Origin of the sequence: Vibrio fortis (genome assembly GCF_024347475.1) — a bacterium.
GTDB lineage: Bacteria > Pseudomonadota > Gammaproteobacteria > Enterobacterales > Vibrionaceae > Vibrio > Vibrio fortis.
The window spans coordinates 492,627-510,053 of sequence record NZ_AP025487.1; the positions used below are offsets into that span (position 1 = coordinate 492,627).

12 protein-coding genes are annotated in these 17,427 nt (G+C 46.0%); 11 read left to right on the forward strand and 1 reads right to left on the reverse strand.

The window, feature by feature from the left end; all coding sequences use genetic code 11:
• Window positions 1-5: 5 nt before the first annotated feature.
• The 11 genes from murC to OCV50_RS02285 all read left to right on the forward strand — a co-directional run bounded on the left by murC (window position 6) and on the right by OCV50_RS02285 (window position 16,571).
• Window positions 6-1,466: a UDP-N-acetylmuramate--L-alanine ligase gene (gene murC / locus OCV50_RS02235; RefSeq protein WP_261903595.1), complete on the forward strand. Its 1,461-nt coding sequence runs from the start codon at window positions 6-8 to the stop codon at window positions 1,464-1,466.
• A 194-nt stretch (window positions 1,467-1,660) separates the two neighbouring features.
• Window positions 1,661-2,440 carry a cell division protein FtsQ/DivIB gene (locus OCV50_RS02240; RefSeq protein ID WP_032553120.1) on the forward strand — a complete coding sequence of 260 codons (780 nt, stop codon included), beginning with the start codon at window positions 1,661-1,663 and terminating at the stop codon, window positions 2,438-2,440.
• Window positions 2,433-3,701: a cell division protein FtsA gene (gene ftsA, locus OCV50_RS02245; RefSeq protein WP_239841591.1), complete on the forward strand. Its 1,269-nt coding sequence runs from the start codon at window positions 2,433-2,435 to the stop codon at window positions 3,699-3,701. The genes OCV50_RS02240 and ftsA overlap by 8 nt, the downstream gene beginning before the upstream one ends.
• Before the next feature lie 30 nt (window positions 3,702-3,731).
• Window positions 3,732-4,961, forward strand: coding sequence for a cell division protein FtsZ (gene ftsZ, locus OCV50_RS02250; RefSeq protein ID WP_239841590.1), 1,230 nt, complete (start codon window positions 3,732-3,734; stop codon window positions 4,959-4,961).
• A gap of 95 nt (window positions 4,962-5,056) precedes the next feature.
• Window positions 5,057-5,974: a UDP-3-O-acyl-N-acetylglucosamine deacetylase gene (gene lpxC / locus OCV50_RS02255; protein WP_261903596.1), complete on the forward strand. Its 918-nt coding sequence runs from the start codon at window positions 5,057-5,059 to the stop codon at window positions 5,972-5,974.
• 379 nt (window positions 5,975-6,353) lie between these two features.
• Complete coding sequence (secA, locus tag OCV50_RS02260) at window positions 6,354-9,080, forward strand: preprotein translocase subunit SecA (protein WP_261903597.1); 2,727 nt, start codon at window positions 6,354-6,356, stop codon at window positions 9,078-9,080.
• A gap of 347 nt (window positions 9,081-9,427) precedes the next feature.
• On the forward strand, window positions 9,428-9,826 hold the full coding sequence (gene mutT, locus OCV50_RS02265; protein ID WP_261903598.1) for an 8-oxo-dGTP diphosphatase MutT: 399 nt from the start codon (window positions 9,428-9,430) through the stop codon (window positions 9,824-9,826).
• Window positions 9,827-9,915: 89 nt separating this feature from the next.
• Complete coding sequence (gene dapB / locus OCV50_RS02270) at window positions 9,916-10,740, forward strand: 4-hydroxy-tetrahydrodipicolinate reductase (protein WP_239841586.1); 825 nt, start codon at window positions 9,916-9,918, stop codon at window positions 10,738-10,740.
• A 482-nt stretch (window positions 10,741-11,222) separates the two neighbouring features.
• Entirely contained in the window at window positions 11,223-12,362 is a 1,140-nt protein-coding gene (carA, locus tag OCV50_RS02275) for a glutamine-hydrolyzing carbamoyl-phosphate synthase small subunit (RefSeq protein ID WP_261903599.1), read from the forward strand.
• A 16-nt stretch (window positions 12,363-12,378) separates the two neighbouring features.
• Complete coding sequence (gene carB / locus OCV50_RS02280) at window positions 12,379-15,609, forward strand: carbamoyl-phosphate synthase large subunit (RefSeq protein WP_261903600.1); 3,231 nt, start codon at window positions 12,379-12,381, stop codon at window positions 15,607-15,609.
• Between the two features lie 182 nt (window positions 15,610-15,791).
• Window positions 15,792-16,571, forward strand: a complete 780-nt coding sequence (locus tag OCV50_RS02285) for a TSUP family transporter (protein WP_261903601.1) — start codon at window positions 15,792-15,794, stop codon at window positions 16,569-16,571.
• Here the strand turns inward: OCV50_RS02285 and OCV50_RS02290 are convergent.
• A complete protein-coding gene (locus tag OCV50_RS02290) occupies window positions 16,522-17,367 on the reverse strand; it encodes a LysR family transcriptional regulator (protein WP_261904109.1) in 846 nt (281 codons plus the stop codon). The two genes, OCV50_RS02285 and OCV50_RS02290, sit on opposite strands and share 50 nt — an antisense overlap.
• Window positions 17,368-17,427 lie beyond the last annotated feature (60 nt).

The following is a 17,427-nucleotide window of genomic DNA, read 5'->3' on the forward strand; positions in this document are numbered from 1 at the left end:
ATTTGATGACGATTGAACATACGCAAGACTTAGCGCAGATCCGTGCAATGGTGCCAGAGATGCGCCGGGTGAAATCTATCCACTTCATCGGTATTGGTGGAGCAGGTATGAGCGGGATTGCTGAAGTCTTGCTAAATGAAGGCTATCAGATTACAGGTTCTGACATTGCTCAAAACCTAGTAACAGAGCGTTTGGTTAGCAAGGGCGCAACAGTCTACATTGGCCATCAAGAAAGCAATGTTGCCAATGCAAGCGTGGTTGTGGTTTCAACCGCGATAAACGAAGAAAACCCAGAAATTGTTGCTGCTCGTGAAGCGCGCACACCTATTGTTCGCCGCGCTGAAATGCTCGCAGAGCTGATGCGCTTTCGCCACGGTATTGCGGTGGCAGGTACGCACGGCAAAACAACCACAACGGCACTGGTTACACAGATTTACTCTGAAGCAGGTCTTGATCCAACGTTCGTTAACGGTGGCTTGGTGAAAAGCGCAGGCACTAATGCGCGATTAGGTTCTAGTCGTATTTTGATTGCAGAGGCTGATGAGAGCGATGCTTCATTCTTGCACCTACAACCTATGGTCAGCATAGTGACCAACATCGAAGCTGACCACATGGATACTTACGGTGGTGATTTCGAGACCCTTAAACAGACCTTTATTGATTTCCTACACAACCTACCGTTCTACGGTCAGGCTGTGATGTGTGTTGATGATCCAGTCGTGCGTGAGCTGATTCCTCAAGTTAGCCGCCAAGTGATCACATATGGCTTCTCTGAAGATGCCGATGTGCGCATCGAGAACTATCGCCAAGAAGGCCAACAAGGCAAATTCACTGTGGTACGTGAAGGCAAAGCTAATCTCGATATCACTCTGAACATCCCGGGTCGTCACAACGCATTGAATGCATCGGCTGCAATTGCTGTGGCAACAGAAGATGACATCAGTGATGAAGCGATCTTAAAAGCGATGGCAGGCACTCAAGGTACGGGTCGCCGTTTTGATCATTTAGGTGAGTACGAAACGGGTAAAGGTGTCGCGATGTTGGTGGATGATTACGGTCATCACCCAACAGAGGTGGACGTGACAATTCAAGCTGCACGCAGTGGCTGGGAAGATAAGCGCCTAGTGATGATATTCCAACCGCACCGTTATAGCCGCACGCGCGATCTGTTCGATGACTTTGCTAACGTGCTTGAGCAGGTTGATGTTTTAATCTTGCTTGATGTGTACTCCGCGGGTGAGAAACCAATTGCTGGTGCTGATGGTCGTGCTCTAAGCCGAACTATTCGCGGTCGTGGTAAAATTGACCCTATTTTCGTGCCAGACATTACTGCACTTCCTTCGACATTAGCCAATGTTATTCAAGGCGGTGATTTAGTGTTAACTCAAGGCGCGGGCGATGTTGGCCGTGTAGCGAAACAGTTAGAAGCGTTGCAGTTAGACATTAATAAAATGCAGAGCGCTTAATAGAATAAGTTCTCACATACTGTGGTCGAGCGCTCACTTCTTGCGCTTGACCCAAATTTAACCAAAAATCTGATTATCAACGTTTGATAGTTTGATTTTGCTCAGTATAATTCATAGGTTAAAGTAAGTGCTTTTACCTCTATTACGAAAAGATAGGGAATAGAATTGCGAACCAACGACAGGGACTGCGGGTTTTGGTAGAAAGTACTTTCAGCGAAAACCGCCACCTATTCAGCTTACCATCACTAAAGAAACACGCCCTTGGTGGTTCTTTTCTGATTTTGGTAGTGCTTTTCATTGGGTTTCTTTTCTATACCACTCTGAGTTGGATGTGGGACGATCAGCGATTGCCCCTCTCTAAAATTGTACTTCAAGGCGACTTAACATATGTCTCCGCCAGTGATGTTCAGCATGCTTTTAGCCAGCTTGAGCACATTGGAACCTTCATGTCACAAGACATTGATGTGTTACAAGACAGTTTAGAGGCACTTCCTTGGGTATCTGTTGTCTCTATTCGTAAGCAATGGCCTGACACGATTAAAGTTTTTTTGACTGAGCACCAAGCTGCCGCGATATGGAACGGCAACATGCTGCTAAACGAAAACGGCGATGTGTTTAATGGAGATATAGGCCAACTTGAAGGTGACAGAGTTAAACTCTATGGCCCTCAAGATTCGAGTCAAGAAGTGATCGCCAAATGGCGTCAGATCACCCCGCTTATTAATAGTGTGGGATTGAGTGTCACTTCATTGGTTCTGAATGAACGCAGAGCGTGGCAAATCATCCTAGACAACGGCATTCGCCTAGAGCTAGGAAAAGATTCTTTAGACGAGCGTGTTGAGCGCTTTATTTCGCTTTATAACGAGTTAGGTGATAAAGCGAATCGAGTGAGCTACATCGACCTCAGGTATGATACGGGAGCCGCTGTAGGTTGGTTTCCAGAGCAAGAGTTAGAAGAGAGTACAGATGACTAAGGCCGCAGATGACAACATAATTGTTGGTCTTGATATAGGCACTGCAACCATATCAGCTCTAGTAGGTGAGGTACTGCCTGATGGTCAAATCAATATCATTGGATCTGGGCAGAGCCCATCCAGAGGTATGGATAAAGGCGGTGTTAACGACCTAGAGTCGGTAGTGAAATCGGTTCAGCGTGCCATTGATCAAGCGGAACTGATGGCTGAATGCCAAATCAGCAATGTATTTATCTCACTATCGGGTAAGCACATCGCAAGCCGAATTGAAAAAGGCATGGGCACAATCTCAGACGAGGAAGTGTCACAAGACGATATGGACCGAGCAATCCATACCGCGAAATCAATTAAAATAGGTGATGAGCAGAGAATTCTGCACGTGATTCCACAAGAATTTACCATCGATTATCAAGAGGGCATTAAGAACCCGCTTGGTCTATCTGGGGTTCGAATGGAAGTGAGTGTTCACCTGATTTCTTGCCACAGTGATATGGCGAGAAACATTATTAAAGCTGTTGAACGATGTGGTCTTACTGTAGAGCAGATCGTGTTTTCAGGGCTTGCCTCAAGTAATGCGGTAATCACTGAAGACGAGAGAGAGCTTGGAGTATGTGTGGTCGATATTGGTGCAGGGACGATGGATATTTCCATTTGGACCGGTGGCGCTCTACGACACACAGAAGTCTTTTCCTATGCAGGAAATGCGGTAACCAGTGACATTGCCTTCGCATTCGGTACACCAGTGAGTGATGCCGAAGAGATCAAAGTAAATCATGGTTGCGCTCTGAGTGAACTCGTAAGCAAGGATGACTCAGTTAACGTCCCAAGTGTGGGCGGTCGACCATCTCGTAGTTTGCAAAGACAAACACTCTCAGAGGTGATTGAACCGCGTTACACAGAATTAATGGGGCTTGTTAACCAAACTATTGATACTGTTCAACTACAGTTAAGAGATGAAGGTATTAAACATCATCTTGCTGCCGGGGTGGTTTTGACCGGTGGTGCTGCACAGATTGAAGGATTAGTAGAGTGTGCGGAACGTGTTTTCCGCAATCAAGTTCGAGTGGGTAAGCCGTTAGAAGTTAGTGGCTTAACCGATTATGTTAAAGAGCCGTATCATTCTACGGCGGTTGGTTTACTTCATTACGCAAGAGACTGCCAAATAAGCGATGAAGGTGATTACAGCGAACCAAAGCGTAGCGCACCTTCGATGACAGGTTTATTTGGTAAATTGCGTAATTGGATACAAAAAGAGTTTTAACCTGAGTTGCAGGAAAAACGGAGATAACACATGTTTGAACCGATGATGGAAATGTCTGACGATGCAGTAATTAAAGTCGTTGGAGTTGGTGGCGGTGGCGGTAACGCTGTTGAGCACATGGTACGTGAGTCAATTGAAGGTGTTGAGTTCATTAGCGTAAACACTGATGCTCAAGCACTTCGCAAAACGAGCGTGAGCAGCGTGATCCAAATTGGTGGTGACATCACTAAGGGTCTAGGCGCTGGTGCAAACCCACAAGTTGGCCGTGATGCAGCTCTCGAAGACCGAGAAAGAATTAAAGAAGTCCTAACTGGCGCCGATATGGTATTTATCGCAGCTGGTATGGGGGGTGGTACAGGTACTGGTGCTGCTCCGGTGATTGCTGAAGTAGCAAAAGAGCTGGGCGTACTAACAGTCGCTGTTGTAACTAAACCATTTAGCTTCGAAGGTAAAAAGCGTCTAGCGTTTGCTGAACAAGGTATTGAAGAGCTATCTAAACATGTGGATTCACTGATTACGATTCCAAATGAGAAGCTACTTAAAGTACTTGGTCGTGGTGTAACACTACTAGAAGCATTCGCAAGCGCGAACGATGTTCTGAAGAACGCGGTTCAAGGTATTGCTGAGCTAATTACTCGCCCTGGTATGATTAACGTCGACTTTGCGGACGTACGCACTGTAATGTCGGAAATGGGTCATGCAATGATGGGTAGCGGCATCGCGAAAGGCGAAGACCGTGCAGAGGAAGCGGCGGAAACGGCAATTTCTAGCCCATTACTAGAAGACATCGACCTAGCGGGTGCGCGTGGTGTGCTTGTTAACATCACTGCTGGCCTAGACATGCGTCTAGACGAGTTCGAAACCGTAGGTAACACAGTTAAGGCATTTGCTTCTGATAACGCAACAGTCGTGATTGGTACTTCTCTAGACCCAGATATGACGGACGAAATCCGTGTAACTGTTGTTGCAACAGGTATCGGTACAGAGAGAAAGCCAGACATTACATTAGTTGCCGGTGGTAAAGCTAAGGTTGCACCAACTCCTCAACCACAAGTAGCGCCGCAAGCGGCACCAAAAGTGGAAGAGAAAGTGGCACAACCATTGCAAGAAAAAACTGAGGTTAAACCTCAAGTGAAACCACAGCCAACAACGTCACCTGTTTCTTCAGGTACAGGCGCTAGCCAAAGTGCAGCACCTAAGCCAGAGAAAGAGAGTGGGTACTTAGATATTCCAGCATTCTTACGACGTCAGGCTGATTAACAAACAACCAATATTTGACTATAGTCAATTTAGTGGTAAAATTTGCGGTCGGTAAATACTGGCCGTGATTTGTAGCACTGATAAGAGGCAGGCAGATGATCAGACAACGTACTCTGAAAGAAATTGTGAAAACAACTGGTGTGGGTCTCCACTCTGGTCGTAAAGTCACACTTACTCTTCGCCCGGCAGCTGCAAATACAGGCATTGTATATCGTCGTACAGATGTAAACCCTCCTGTAGATTTTCCAGCTGATCCAGCATCAGTTCGTGACACTATGTTGTGTACAGCGCTTGTAAACGATGCAGGTGTACGTATTTCAACGGTTGAGCACTTGAATGCAGCATTAGCAGGTATGGGCATCGACAACATCATTGTTGAAGTAGATGCTCCTGAGATTCCAATTATGGACGGTAGCGCAAGCCCGTTTGTATACCTACTGCAACAAGCAGGTGTGGAAACTCAAAATGCAGCGAAGCGTTTTATTCGTATCAAAAAGCCAGTACGTTTTGAAGACGGTGATAAGTGGGCAGAATTTGTACCATTTAACGGCTTCCGTATGGACTTCGAGATCGACTTCAACCACCCAGCGATTGAAGCGGATGAGCAGCGCCTTCTGTTTGACTTCTCTTCACAGGGTTTTGTTAAAGAGATTTCTCGCGCTCGTACCTTTGGCTTTATGCGTGACATCGAATACCTACAATCTCAGAACCTAGTTCTAGGTGGTAGTTTCGATAACGCTATCGTGCTTGATGAGTACCGCATTCTTAACGAAGAAGGTCTTCGTTTTGATAATGAATTTGTTACTCACAAAGTGCTGGATGCGATTGGTGACCTTTACATGTGTGGGCACGCTATCATTGGTGAGTTCCGTGCATACAAATCAGGTCACGGCCTGAATAACCAACTTCTACGTGCAGTTCTTGCTGATGCAGAAGCTTGGGAGTGGGCAACCTTCGAAGAAGAAGCAGGTTCTCCAGTTGCATTTGCAGAACCAGGAATGGTTCTAGCGTAAAACTGCAATCAAAGATTTTAAAAACCAGGCAATACGCCTGGTTTTTTTGTATCTGTAATAAAGCTAAAGTGCGATAAAGCATTGGAATACTCACTCGACTTGCCTTGAGGTTGTTTATTCCATCGGCAATTGGTAATAAAAGTTCAAACCACATCAAACAAATGACCTCATAAATGGTCGTTGAGGTGAAAATTACTTACACTAGATGCCAATAATTTTAACTCAAGCCTTGAAAACTCTACTCTCCAACACAATATCAGAGGTACTAGATTTATCTCAGTATCCTTGGTTCGTAACTAAGACTAGTTCACAACTGGTAGAGACTGACGGCATTTAAAATAGATCGCGGACGATCTGAGAACGAAGAGATTCCAAGCACATGATTACTAAGCTGCTGACAAAGGTAATTGGCAGTCGCAATGACAGAACACTGCGCCGCCTTAGAAAGATTGTAAAAGAAATTAATAACTACGAACCAACGTTTGAGGCTCTGTCTGATGAAGAGCTAAAAGCAAAAACGGTTGAGTTCCGTGAGCGCTTAGATAAAGGTGAAACACTAGACCAACTTCTACCAGAAGCCTTCGCAACAGTACGTGAAGCATCGAAGCGTGTTTACGGCATGCGTCACTTCGACGTACAGCTGATTGGTGGTATGGTTCTTAACGCTGGTCAAATCGCAGAGATGCGTACTGGTGAAGGTAAAACACTGACAGCGACTCTACCTGCTTACTTAAACGCACTTCCAAGCAAGGGTGTTCACGTTGTTACCGTGAACGATTATCTAGCTAAGCGTGATGCTGAGACAAACCGCCCCCTATTTGAATTCTTAGGTATGACTGTTGGTGTTAACGTACCAAACATGGCTCCACCTGAGAAAAAAGCTGCTTACCAAGCGGATATCCTATACGGAACAAACAACGAATTCGGTTTTGATTACCTACGTGACAACATGGCTTTCCGTGCGGAAGACCGTGTACAACGCGAACGCTTCTTCGCTGTTGTCGATGAGGTGGACTCAATCTTAATCGATGAAGCTCGTACCCCTCTAATTATCTCTGGCCCTGCTGAAGATAGCTCAGACCTATACACCCGAATCAACACTCTGATTCCTCACCTAGAGCTTCAAGATAAGGAAGATTCAGAAGAGTACCGTGGTGAAGGTCACTACACCATGGACGAGAAGTCTAAACAGGTTCACCTGACTGAAAATGGTCAAGAATTTGTAGAAGAGTTGATGGTGAAAAATGGTTTGATGGAAGAGGGCGACACGCTTTACTCTCCAACGAATATCAGCCTACTGCACCACGTTAATGCTGCACTTCGTGCACACGTATTGTTCGAGAAGAACGTTGACTACATCGTAACTGAAGAAGGCGAAGTGGTTATCGTTGATGAGCACACTGGTCGTACTATGCCAGGTCGTCGTTGGTCAGAAGGTCTGCACCAAGCGGTTGAAGCGAAAGAAGGCGTTAAGATTCAGAACGAAAACCAAACACTGGCTTCGATCACTTTCCAAAACTTCTTCCGTCTATACGAAAAACTGTCAGGTATGACAGGTACTGCTGATACTGAAGCTTTCGAATTCCAGTCTATCTATGGCCTAGAAACGGTTGTTATCCCAACTAACAAACCTATGGTTCGTAACGATATGCAAGATGTGGTTTATCGTACAGAGGCGGACAAGTTCAACGCAATCATTGAAGACATCAAAGAGCGTGTAGCAGCAGGTCAGCCATCGCTGGTTGGTACAGTTTCTATCGAGAAGTCTGAACTACTGTCGAACGCACTGAAAAAAGCAAAAATTAAGCACAACGTACTGAACGCGAAATTCCACGAAAAAGAAGCGGAAATCGTAGCTCAAGCTGGTACGCCAGGTGCGGTTACTATCGCAACTAACATGGCCGGTCGTGGTACCGATATCGTGCTAGGTGGTAGCTGGCAAGCTGAAGTTGAAAAACTACAAAATCCAACTCAAGAGCAGATCGACAAGACCAAAGCGGATTGGAAAGTGGTTCACGACAAAGTACTAGAATCTGGTGGTCTACACATCATCGGTACTGAGCGTCATGAATCTCGCCGTATCGATAACCAGCTACGTGGTCGTTCTGGTCGTCAAGGTGATGCAGGTTCTTCTCGTTTCTACCTATCAATGGAAGACTCGCTACTGCGTATCTTCACATCTGACCGTATGGCTGGTCTTATCCAGAGTGGTATGGAAGAGGGTGAAGCAATTGAATCTAAGATGCTATCTCGCTCTATCGAAAAAGCACAACGTAAAGTTGAAGGCCGTAACTTCGATATCCGTAAACAGCTTCTAGAATACGATGACGTGGCAAACGATCAGCGTAAAGTGGTTTACGAACTGCGTGATGAGCTAATGAGCTCTGAAGACATCAGCGAGATGATTGAACACAACCGTGAAGACGTGTTCACATCAGTTATTGATGAATACATCCCGCCGCAATCACTAGAAGACATGTGGGACATTTCAGGTCTTCAAGATCGCCTGAAGAACGATTTCGACCTAGAGTTTGATATTCAAGGTTGGTTGGACGAAGACGACAAGCTGTACGAAGAAGCCCTACGTGAACGTATCTTAGGCATGGCTGTTGATGTTTACAAACAGAAAGAAGAAGTGGTTGGCGCACAAGTGCTACGTAACTTCGAGAAATCTGTGATGCTACAAACTCTTGATGGTTTGTGGAAAGAGCATTTGGCGGCAATGGATCATCTGCGTCAAGGTATCCATCTACGTGGTTACGCACAGAAGAACCCGAAACAAGAGTACAAGCGCGAGTCGTTTGAACTGTTTGAAGGCTTACTAGAAGTGCTTAAGTCAGACGTGATTACTATCCTTTCGAAAGTTCGAGTTCAACAACAAGAAGAAGTAGAGAAGATGGAAGCGCAGCGTCAAGCTCAAGCAGAAGAAGCTGCACGCCGTGCACAAGCTCAACACGCTTCAGCTGAAAACCAACTATCTGATGGCGAAGAGTCAGCAGAAGGGCATCAGCCAGTTGTACGTGATGAGCGCAAAGTTGGCCGTAACGAGCCTTGCCCATGTGGTAGTGGCAAGAAGTACAAGCAGTGTCACGGTAAAATCAATTGATGCTTTGCTGTAAAGGCTGATAACTGCGTCGGCGATGCTCATTTACACTTGTAAACTCCGCGTCGTCTCCTTGTTCTCAACCATTACAGCTTTGCCTAAATATAATTTTATTTATTCAAGAGTCGCTTAGGCGGCTCTTTTTGTATGTGAATTTAGTCGTTAAGCCCTTTGAGTGATAGCTGAACCGTTATTCCCTATAGCGAGGAACGAGCGCAGTAGGGAATCTTGTTTGGTTATTCGGCTTAATGTTGTCGTATTAGATCCCCAACTCAGTCGTTCCTCCTTCTTGGGGATGACGTTTTTCATGGTTGAGTTGGCGATACCGGATATAGAAAGGAACACCATCAATGAAAAGAATTCATATTGTAGCGGGCATTATCTTTAATCAGGATAAATCGGAAATCTTTATTACTAAGCGCCCGAGTGATAAGCACAAAGGTGGATTTTGGGAATTTCCCGGTGGCAAGGTTGAAGAGGGCGAGACTATTGAACAAGCCATGGTGCGTGAGCTCAATGAGGAAATTGGTATTACGGTTACTGAGCAGAGCTTGTTTGAACACCTAGAGTTTGACTATCCAGAAAAGTCTCTCAAGTTTGATTTCATCTGTGTTACTGCTTTCGAGCAGGAGCCTTATGGCAAAGAAGGACAACAAGGGCAGTGGGTTGCCATTGAAGCTTTGCCAAACTACGAATTCCCAGAAGCAAACGTGCCGATTTTACAGCGTGTAGTAAAAGAGTACTCGTAAGGGCTAGCCTGAGTCTGAGATTGTTGTTAGTTTAAAGAGATAGTGAACTTGAGTCGCTCTGCGAGTGTGCGCAGGGGGCAAACCAAACAATGGAGATAGATGCAGTGGTAAGAATTGCAATTGCAGGAGCAGCAGGTCGCATGGGCCGTAACTTGGTGAAAGCTACTCACCACAACAAAGATGCGACGGTTGGTGCTGGTTCAGAGCGCCCGGAGTCATCGCTGGTCGGTGTCGATATCGGTGAGCTGTGTGGTGAAGGTCGTTTTGAGGTTGCTCTGGTCGATGATCTAGCAAAAGTGGTGGAAGAGTTTGATGTGATTGTCGACTTTACTGCCCCAGTAAGCACTCTCGCGAACATCGAGCTGTGTAAAACGCATGGCAAAAAACTTGTGATTGGTACAACCGGTTTCTCGGAAGAAGAGAAACAAGTTATCGCTGCTGCATCAAAAGAGATGCCAATTGTTATGGCGCCTAATTACAGTGTCGGCGTTAACCTTGTGTTTAAGCTTCTTGAAAAAGCGGCCAAGGTGATGGGCGACTATTGTGATGTTGAAATTGTTGAAGCGCACCATCGTCACAAAGTCGATGCACCATCAGGTACTGCGATTGGAATGGGTGAAGCGATTGCTGGGGCGATGGGTAATGAACTGAACGATGTTGCAGTATGGGCTCGTGAAGGTATTACTGGTGAGCGAACTAAAGATGAGATCGGCTTTGCGACGATTCGTGCCGGCGACATTATTGGTGAGCACACGGCGATGTTTGCCGATATCGGTGAACGTGTCGAAATTACCCACAAGGCAACGGATCGCATGACCTTTGCTAACGGTGCTATCAAGGCTGCGGTTTGGTTAGATAGCAAGCCTGCAGGCTTTTATACCATGACAGATGTGCTTGGTTTGAATGAGCTATAAATAGATAATTATGCGCTGGCGATTGCCGGCGCTTTGTTTATTTAGCCAACTCTAATGATAATTAAACTTAACTAAGCTAGTGGAAATACGCTTGGTTTCTTGTGTTTTTTATCGTGTTTTGGTTGTTTTTTGTTTGAGTCTTCCTTTATTTGTTGTTTCCTATTCTTATTTAACGTTTGCGCTTTCTTATCAATATTTCTATCACTCTAACTTAAAGTGAAATGACACCGATAGTTGAAAAAATCTTAATTTCCCCGTCTTACCCCTATAAAACTAGTACTTTTGAAGCTTTAAAAGAGAAAGTTGGATAAGTGGCTACAAATGTTTAATTTCTTTTGCGTTAAATGTTGACACATATCACGGGCATCACTAAAATACCGCCAATTTGTCTAATTTCCATAAACACGCAGTTTTGGGTGTTGCAGGAAGGTAGATTTGCAAATTAAATCAATTTTAATGCATTTTTATTTCTGGAGGTTGTCTTGAAAAAGTCAGCATTGCTAGTCCTAGAAGATGGGACAGTATTCCACGGTGAATCCATTGGCGCAGACGGTTCTGCTGTTGGTGAAGTCGTTTTTAATACCTCGATGACGGGGTACCAAGAAATCCTCACTGATCCTTCCTATTCTCAACAAATTGTAACGCTTACTTACCCTCACATTGGCAATACCGGAACCAATTCCGAAGACGAAGAATCCTCTTCAATCCACTCTCAAGGCCTTGTGATTCGCGATCTCCCTCTTATCGCTTCTAACTTCCGTAATGAACAATCCCTTTCTGATTACCTAAAGTCGCAAAACGTTGTTGGTATCGCTGATATCGATACTCGTAAGCTGACGCGTATTCTTCGCGAGAAGGGTGCTCAAAACGGTTGTATCGTAGCGGGTAACAACATCGACGAGGCTCTAGCGCTGGCTAAGGCTAAAGAATTCCCTGGCCTAAAAGGTATGGACCTTGCGAAAGAAGTTACAACAAAAGAAGCGTATCAATGGAAACAGGGTTCGTGGACGCTTACGGGTGGACTTCCTGAAGCGAAAGCAGACTCAGAATTGCCATATCACGTTGTTGCCTATGACTTCGGTGCAAAACGCAACATCCTTCGCATGCTTGTTGACCGCGGCTGTCGCCTAACGGTTGTTCCTGCTGAAACATCAGCGGAAGAAGTTCTAGCACTGAACCCAGACGGTGTTTTCCTTTCAAATGGCCCTGGTGACCCAGAACCATGTACTTACGCGATTGAAGCGACAAAAGTATTCCTAGAGAAAGGCCTACCAATCTTCGGTATCTGTCTTGGCCACCAAATCCTAGCGCTAGCTTCTGGTGCGAAGACGGTGAAGATGAAGTTTGGTCACCACGGTGCAAACCACCCAGTTAAAGATTTAGATCGTGATGTTGTGATGATCACTTCACAAAACCACGGTTTTGCTGCAGATGAAGAGACGCTGCCTGAAAATCTACGTGCAACGCACAAGTCGCTATTTGATGGTTCTCTGCAAGGTATCCACCGCACAGATAAGCCAGCATTCAGCTTCCAAGGTCACCCAGAAGCGAGCCCAGGTCCAGAAGATGCGGCACCGCTTTTCGACCACTTCATTGAACTAATTAAACAGCACACAGCGTAATTCGGAGTAGTAGACAATGCCAAAACGTACTGACATTAAAAGTATTCTAATTCTAGGTGCTGGCCCGATCGTTATCGGCCAAGCATGTGAGTTCGATTACTCTGGTGCTCAAGCTTGTAAAGCGCTTCGCGAAGAAGGTTACCGAGTTATTCTAGTTAACTCGAACCCAGCGACCATCATGACTGACCCAGACATGGCTGATGCAACTTACATCGAGCCAATCCAATGGGAAGTTGTTCGCAACATCATTGCGAAAGAGAAGCCAGATGCAGTTCTACCTACGATGGGTGGCCAAACAGCACTTAACTGTGCACTAGACCTAGAGAAATACGGTGTTCTTGAAGAGTTTGGTGTAGAGATGATCGGTGCAACGGCTGACGCTATCGATAAAGCAGAAGACCGTTCTCGTTTCGATAAGGCGATGAAGTCTATCGGCCTTGAGTGTCCACGTGCTGACACTGCGAAAACCATGGAAGAAGCTTACGCTGTTCTAGATATGGTTGGCTTCCCTTGTATCATCCGTCCATCATTCACTATGGGTGGTACTGGCGGTGGTATCGCATACAACAAAGAAGAGTTCGAAGAGATCTGTCGTCGCGGTTTAGACCTTTCTCCAACAAACGAACTTCTAATCGATGAATCTCTTATCGGTTGGAAAGAGTACGAGATGGAAGTCGTTCGTGATAAGAACGACAACTGCATCATCGTATGTGCGATTGAAAACTTCGACCCAATGGGTATCCACACCGGTGACTCAATCACGGTTGCACCAGCACAGACTCTAACAGACAAAGAGTACCAATTGATGCGTAACGCTTCTCTAGCGGTACTGCGTGAGATTGGTGTTGAAACTGGTGGTTCTAACGTACAGTTTGGTATCAACCCGAAAGATGGCCGCATGGTTATCATCGAGATGAACCCACGTGTATCTCGCTCTTCTGCTCTAGCTTCTAAAGCAACTGGTTTCCCAATCGCTAAGATTGCAGCGAAACTGGCTGTTGGCTTCACACTAGACGAGCTAATGAACGACATCACGGGTGGCGCAACTCCAGCATCATTCGAACCAACTATCGACTACGTAGTAACTAAGATTCCTCGTTTTAACTTCGAGAAATTTGCAGGTGCTAACGACCGTCTAACGACGCAAATGAAGTCAGTTGGTGAAGTTATGGCTATCGGCCGTAACCAGCAAGAATCTCTACAAAAAGCACTTCGCGGCCTAGAAGTTGGCGCGACTGGCTTTGACGAAATGGTTGACCTAGATGCGCCAGATGCACTAACGACTATCCGTCACGAACTAAAAGAAGCAGGCGCAGAGCGTATTTGGTACATCGCGGATGCGTTCCGTGCAGGTATGTCAGTAGATGGCGTATTCAACCTAACGCAAATCGACCGTTGGTTCCTAGTTCAAATCGAAGACATCGTTAAGCTTGAGCAAGATCTTAAAGCGAAAGGCTTTGCTGGTCTGAACAAAGAAGAGCTTAACAAACTGAAGCGTAAAGGTTTTGCTGATGCTCGCCTATCTAAGATTCTAGGTGTTGCTGAGAGCGAAATCCGTCGTCTGCGCGACCAATACGATATTCACCCTGTGTACAAGCGTGTTGATACGTGTGCGGCTGAGTTCTCTTCTGATACAGCTTACATGTACTCATCTTACGATGAAGAGTGTGAAGCGAACCCAACAGAAAAAGATAAGATTATGATTCTAGGCGGCGGTCCAAACCGTATCGGCCAAGGTATCGAATTTGACTACTGTTGTGTACACGCATCACTAGCACTACGTGAAGATGGCTACGAAACTATCATGGTTAACTGTAACCCTGAGACAGTTTCTACTGACTACGACACGTCTGACCGTCTGTACTTCGAACCAGTAACACTGGAAGACGTACTAGCAATCGCTCGCGTTGAGAAGCCAAAAGGCGTTATCGTTCAGTACGGTGGTCAAACACCACTTAAACTGGCTCGCGCACTTGAAGCGGCTGGCGTGCCAATCATCGGTACTAGCCCTGACGCAATTGACCGTGCAGAAGACCGTGAGCGTTTCCAAGTCGCTGTTGACCGCCTAGGTCTTCTACAGCCAGAAAACGCGACAGTAACGACGATGGAGCAAGCGGTAGAGAAATCTCGTGAAATCGGTTACCCACTGGTTGTACGTCCTTCTTACGTACTTGGTGGTCGTGCGATGGAAATCGTATACGACGAGCAAGACCTACGTCGCTACTTCAACGAAGCTGTGAGCGTATCAAACGAGTCTCCAGTACTACTAGATAGCTTCCTAGACGACGCAGTTGAAGTCGATATCGATGCTATCTGTGACGGTGAGCGCGTGGTTATCGGCGGTATCATGGAGCACATCGAGCAAGCGGGTGTTCACTCTGGTGACTCAGCATGTTCTCTTCCTGCATACACGCTAAGCCAAGAAATCCAAGACGTAATGCGTGAGCAAGTTGAAAAGCTAGCATTCGAGCTAGGTGTTCGCGGTCTAATGAACACGCAGTTTGCTGTGAAGAACAACAAAGTATACCTAATCGAGGTGAACCCTCGTGCAGCGCGTACAGTACCGTTCGTATCGAAAGCAACAGGTGCTCCAATCGCTAAGATTGCTGCACGTGTTATGGCGGGTCAATCTTTAGAGGCTCAAGGCTTCACTAAAGAGATCATCCCACCATACTATTCTGTTAAAGAAGTAGTACTACCGTTCAACAAATTCCCAGGTGTTGACCCACTGTTAGGCCCAGAAATGCGCTCTACAGGTGAGGTTATGGGTGTTGGTGCAACGTTCGCAGAAGCATACGCAAAAGCGGAACTGGGTTGTGGCAATGTTTACCCTGAAGGTGGTCGTGCACTGCTTTCTGTTCGCGCTGGTGATAAAGAGCGTGTGGTTGACCTAGCATCTAAGCTTTCTAAGCTTGGTTACCAACTAGACGCGACACACGGCACTGCGGTTATTCTTGGCGAAGCAGGTATCAACCCACGTCTAGTGAACAAGGTACACGAAGGTCGCCCTCACATTCTTGACCGTATCAAGAACAATGAGTACACCTACATCGTGAACACGGCTGCAGGTCGTCAAGCGATTGAAGATTCTAAAGTTCTTCGTCGTGGCGCTCTAGCTGAGAAAGTGAACTACACAACAACGCTAAACGCTGCGTTCGCAACGTGTATGGCTCACACAGCTGACGCGAAAACAACAGTAACTTCAGTACAAGAGCTTCACGCTCAAGTTAAAGCTTCTGAAGCATAATCGCTGTTAAACGGATATAAATGTCGTAAAGGCCGCTCAACTGAGCGGCCTTTTTTTGTAGTCGTGAACATATGAGAGATACTGACTGATGAAAATAAGGAATAGGTCACTGTCTCGTGTTTCGTTGTTTTCATTTTTGTATCAATGGTAATTTGTGCTCTCAACGTAAAGGAGTGATATGCATGGACATTACCATTGAGATTCTAGCGATACTGTTTTTTGTCGCGACAGCTGCTGGCTTTATTGATGCGATGGCTGGTGGTGGTGGACTGTTAACTCTCCCTGCACTTTTGGCCGCAGGCGTTCCGCCGACTCAAGCATTGGCGACCAATAAACTACAGAGCTCTTTTGGTAGCTTTTCAGCAAGCTGGTACTTTGTGCGTAACGGTATTGTGAGTATCAAAGAGATGCGTTTCGCCATCTTATGTACCTTTATTGGCTCTGGGATTGGTGCTGAGCTGGTACAGTATCTCGATGCGAGTTTGTTAACTAGCTTGATCCCGCTGCTACTGATTGCGATCTCACTCTATTTCCTGTTAGCCCCACAAACTAAGACCAACGAAGGCAAGCAACGTATCTCGGAGGCGATGTTTGCGTTATGTGTCGGTGGTGGTGTGGGGTTCTATGATGGCTTCTTTGGACCGGGCACCGGTTCTATCTTCACCGTCTGTTTTGTCGCAATTGGTCACTTCTCTTTAGTCGATGCGACCGCGCGTACCAAGGTTCTAAATTTCACATCGAATATCGCTGCACTGATCTTCTTCATTATTGCTGGCCTGCCAATCTGGGAGCTTGGCTTAGTCATGGCTGTCGGTGGCTTTATTGGTGCGCAACTGGGTGCCAAGGTGGTGGTCACCAAAGGACAAAAGTGGATCCGCCCTTTAGTGATCGTGATGTCAATGCTGATGGCTTCTAAACTGCTTTGGGAACAGCATCAACAATGGATTCTATCAGTGCTTTAACGCGTGGTGATTGATAGCTATTTGGTCGCACACAGATGTGAATCGGGCGAATCAAATTTTTGAGCTCCTCAAAACTAAACAGATATTGAGGAGCAATGTTGAGGGTTTTGACAATTGAGAGTGGAATTAACGCTGGCCCTGTCCCACCTAGTGCCAGTTGCGCCGCTGCGGTATAAGCATCCATTTCCATTAGTGGCTTAACTCCAAACTTCTCAAGCAGTGATAACTGATAACTGTTAGCCGGGTTAGTCATATCATTCGTAATCACGCGATCCGGTAAACAATCTAGTCGCGTCGAACTCACAATGTAGAATGGCTCGTCGAATAGATGAAAGGTCATCAACCCGTGATGAGGAGGAAGCACCCCTGCACACAACCCCAGAGTCGCCTTTCCTGATTGCACTCGTTCGATAATCCTTGGAGTGTGATTGGTGGTGATGGTGATGTATTTGTCATGTTGGATAAAGTCGCCCATCATCTTACCTAGGTAGCCAGCAATCAACGATTTGGAGCTATCTAAGGTGATCAGCGTAGTATCTTCGAGCTCTTGCTGTTCATAGATAAGCCCGCGCAATTCATTGAATGCAGGACCGATACTCTCGATAAGAGCAATGCCGTCTGGAGAGAGCTTAATCTGTCGCCCATTGGGTTCAATGAGCTTCTTACCGAGTTTTTTTTCTAAGTTAGCAATGCGTTTGCTGACTGCAGACTGACTGATGTACAACAAGCTACCAGTACGGCTCATGGTTTTTGCTTTGCTGAGTACCAGCAGTGTTTCAATACCTTCAAGTAGCATAGGATTATTGATGAAAGTTGGGAATAATAACCCCAACTTATCTCAATCAAACCTTGGGCT